Below are 2078 nucleotides of genomic sequence, written 5' to 3'. Positions count from 1 at the left end.
CAATTTTTCTCTTTTGAGGAACATGATGAAAACATAGCTTGATGGCTATGGGAAGTATCCATATAGAAGGGCGTTTTAAAAAGGGTTAGCTAAATTTTATCCCCAAATTTAATTCTGAAATTGATGATAAAACGTTGATTATTTAATATAGGGTAATGTTTACAAATAATAAAGTTGGGTTTAAAATCTCTTTTTGTCTTTCGTGTACAATTCCTAGAATCACATAGTACCCCTAATAAAAGGAGAAAAGAAAGTTGAAATCATCCTTAGATAATATTCAAGAAAGTGAAAAATCACAAAATCAAGGGCAACCAATATGGAAATCCATGTCTATGTTTTTAGTTCCCTTGCTTTTAAGTAATATATTACAATCAGTTGGACAATTGTTTGGTATGGTAGTGGTAGGGCGATGGCTTGGTGTGAATGATTTAGCTGCTATTTCAGCATTTTTCCCATTATTCTTTTTACTTGTATCATTTGTAATTGGGATTGGATCAGGTAGTTCGATTTTAATTGGTCAGGCATTTGGTGCCCGTAATGAAGATCGTTTAAAAGCTATCGTTGGTACGACGCTGACTTTTACCTTTATAATAGGAGCTATTTTGGCAGTGGTGGGAAGTATATTTGCCCTAAATATTATGCGCCTTATGGGTACGCCAGAAAATATAATTGATATGAGTGTGCATTATGCGCGTATTTTATTTATTTCTATGCCAGTTTTATTCTTATATTTTGCCTATACAACATTTATGCGAGGTACAGGAGATTCTAAAACACCATTTTATTTCTTAATTGTTAGTACAGCTTTAAATATGATTTTATTACCTATTCTAATTTTTGGCTGGCTAGGAATACCGAAGTTTGATGTGTATGGGGCCGCTTATGCTTCTGTTATCTCAACCATTGTAACATTTGTTGTTATGCTTATTTATTTAAAGAAGAAGAATCATCCACTGCAATTAGATGAGACAGTACGGAAATATCTTCGTATGGATTGGGATTTATTAAAACTATTATTACGCCTTGGGATTCCAGCGAGTATTAATATGATACTTATTTCGTTATCTGAGATTGCGGTAATCTCATTTGTGAATCGCTTCGGATCTGATGCGACTGCTGCATATGGGGTTGTGAACCAGGTTGCAAGTTATGTTCAGATGCCGGCAGTCAGTCTTGGAATTACAGTATCCATTTTCGCTGCACAATCCATTGGTGCGAATTAATTTAATCGATTACAGAAAGTTATTCGCGCTGGAATTGTTATGAACTATATAATTGGTGGAATATTAATCACTCTTATTTACTTGTTTTCAAGAGAAATCCTAGCGTTATTCTTAACGAGCCCGAATACAATCGAAATTGCACATAGTTTAGTGATGATTACACTTTGGAGTTACTTAATTTTTGGTCATGCTCAAATTATTGGTGCGACAATGCGAGCAAGTGGAACTGTACTATGGCCCACTGTTATCGGTGTCGTATCAATATGGCTTGTAGAAGTCCCAGTTGCTTATTACCTTTCTTATCATACAAATTTTGGTATAAAAGGAATATGGATTGGATATCCAGCTGCATTTATTGTGAGTTTACTTTTGCAATACGGATACTATAAACTTTCATGGCAGAAGAAACGAATTTCGCGACTTGTTAGTTAGAATAGAAGGTGAAAAATGAGGTTGTCCCATAAGTCAATTGTAGGGGTATGGAAACATCGTCATCAAGCTAACAAAACGGAGATACCTCAAAACGGGAATATCTCCGTTTTATATTTCCAACACAATTTTATCCTTTTAGAGAAGAATACATTTCTTAAATTGATGGTAATATGGTAAGTTGTGTTTTAAAAATAATGTTACGATGTTTATAAACAAGGTGCGATGAAAAATGAGATATGTTGATAGATTTCTTAATAATATTCATATAAAATACTATTTTGAATTTGATAAAACTGTGTTTCAAACTAACGATAGAATGTATTTTGAAGAAAGGAACATAGGATAACAAATGAAAGTAAACATTAACATCATTGAAAAACTTAAAGAAGAATCTTGTACTTTTTACGTTCATAAAGTTACATC

The 2078-nt window shown here is 33.2% G+C and carries 1 pseudogene; it reads left to right on the top strand.

The features are described from left to right. Nucleotides 1-326: 326 nt before the first annotated feature. Nucleotides 327-1655, top strand: a pseudogene (locus tag ABWK52_RS23925) (MATE family efflux transporter). Nucleotides 1656-2078: the final 423 nt, after the last annotated feature.

It is taken from the genome of Bacillus sp. AP50, from assembly GCF_040492675.1.
GTDB classification, from domain to species: Bacteria; Bacillota; Bacilli; order Bacillales; family Bacillaceae_G; genus Bacillus_A; species Bacillus_A cereus.
This window is presented reverse-complemented; position numbering and strand designations above follow the sequence as displayed.